A 1,520-nucleotide genomic window follows, 5' to 3' on the forward strand; every position below is an offset into this window, starting at 1 on the left:
AGCACAGTATTGTTAACTGGACAGGTGCCAGACCCATACTTAAAACAGTTGGCAGAAGACAACGTTAAGGCCATGAGTGATGTGAAAGCCGTACATAACTATATTACGGTGGGTAACAAAGTAAGCTATAACACGATTATGCAAGATGCTGGGGTAACTGCAAATACACGTGCTTTATTAATGAAAGCGCCAGTAGTATCGGACAGTAAAGTACTGGTTCATACCGAAGATGGTGTTTTATATGTGATGGGCCGTTTAAACACAGCTGAAATTAATGATTTAAACAATGTGCTTCAAAATGTCGGTAACGTGACTAAGATTGTAACGCTCATTGATAATATTGATTTAGCGCCTGCTCCAGCAGCGAGTACTGCCAGCGCAACAACTACACCAGTAATTAATAATGTTCTTGCTCAACCAACAGTTCAAACTCCTGTTGCAATTGATCCGGACCAAACAGATCCAGCATCTTCTGCACAATAAAATATGAACCTGATTGAACAATTACAAAGCAAAATTGAGCAGGCGAGAACTCTTTATAAAGAGTTCCGTCTGTATGATTTGGGGAGCTTTGCTTTAAACCGTTTTACACCAAAAGATGGTTTTGAGCAGGTTTTAAATGTGCGTTATGGCTTAAAGCCTCGCCATCGTCTAGATATTTATCGTTCTACTAAGCGCTTAGCTCATCGACCACTCATTGTTTTTGTACATGGTGGTGCTTGGCAACATGGTAATAAACGAGACTATTTATTTATAGGTGAAGCGTTTACGAAAGAAGGTTATGACGTTGCTGTCATTAACTATCAGCTCGCACCGAAGAATATTTTTCCAAGTTATGTAGATGACTTAACGCAAGCGTTAAACTATTTACACCAGAACCAAGAAAAACTGGAAATCTCGACAGAGAATATTGTGCTTATGGGACATTCGGCAGGTGCATTTAATGTGATGTCTGCTGTTTATCATCCAAAGCCAAATACAATTCAATGTTTAGGTAATATTAAAGCAATTTTTGGTTTGGCAGGTCCTTATCATTTTGATTATAAAGGTGATCCGCTTGCCGAAGATGCTTTTGATCAAAGCATTTCTTATAAAGAAGTGATGCCATATTATTTTGTAAATCAAAATCATATTAAGCATTATCTGCTCATGGCTGAAAATGATCAGCTTGTAAAAAAAGAAAATACCTTTGATCTTGATCAGGCACTTAGACAAAGCGGAAATCACAGTCATATCGCTGTGATTCCTAAAACAGGTCATATTACAATTTTGGCTAGTTTATCGAGTTTTGTAAGTCATTACTTCCGAACTAAACGGACCATTTTGCACTTTCTGGATGAAGTATTTTAAAACATCTGTTTGAGAGCGCAGATTACTTCGCTTGAGTAATCTGCGTAATCATTGCATGTGCAATACTGCCTTTAAATGGAATTTCAGGTAACTGATCAAATTTAAAGAATTGTGCATCGGCAATTTCATCTTCTTGCAAAGAAATTTCACCTGACTCATATTCAGCTCTA

At 37.6% G+C, this 1,520-nt stretch carries 2 protein-coding genes and 1 pseudogene; 2 read left to right on the forward strand and 1 reads right to left on the reverse strand.

The window, feature by feature from the left end:
* Together VXQ92_RS17460 and VXQ92_RS17465 are read left to right on the forward strand one after the other, a co-directional pair.
* Window positions 1-483 (forward strand): BON domain-containing protein (locus VXQ92_RS17460; protein WP_416682672.1); only part of this gene is annotated, 483 nt, incomplete at its 5' end.
* 3 nt (window positions 484-486) lie between these two features.
* Entirely contained in the window at window positions 487-1,350 is an 864-nt protein-coding gene (locus VXQ92_RS17465) for an alpha/beta hydrolase (protein WP_001048902.1), read from the forward strand.
* A 22-nt stretch (window positions 1,351-1,372) separates the two neighbouring features.
* Here VXQ92_RS17465 and VXQ92_RS17470 read toward each other — a convergent pair.
* Window positions 1,373-1,520: pseudogene (locus tag VXQ92_RS17470) on the reverse strand (NADH pyrophosphatase); the annotation flags it as partial.

This window comes from Acinetobacter sp. 228, from assembly GCF_048147885.1.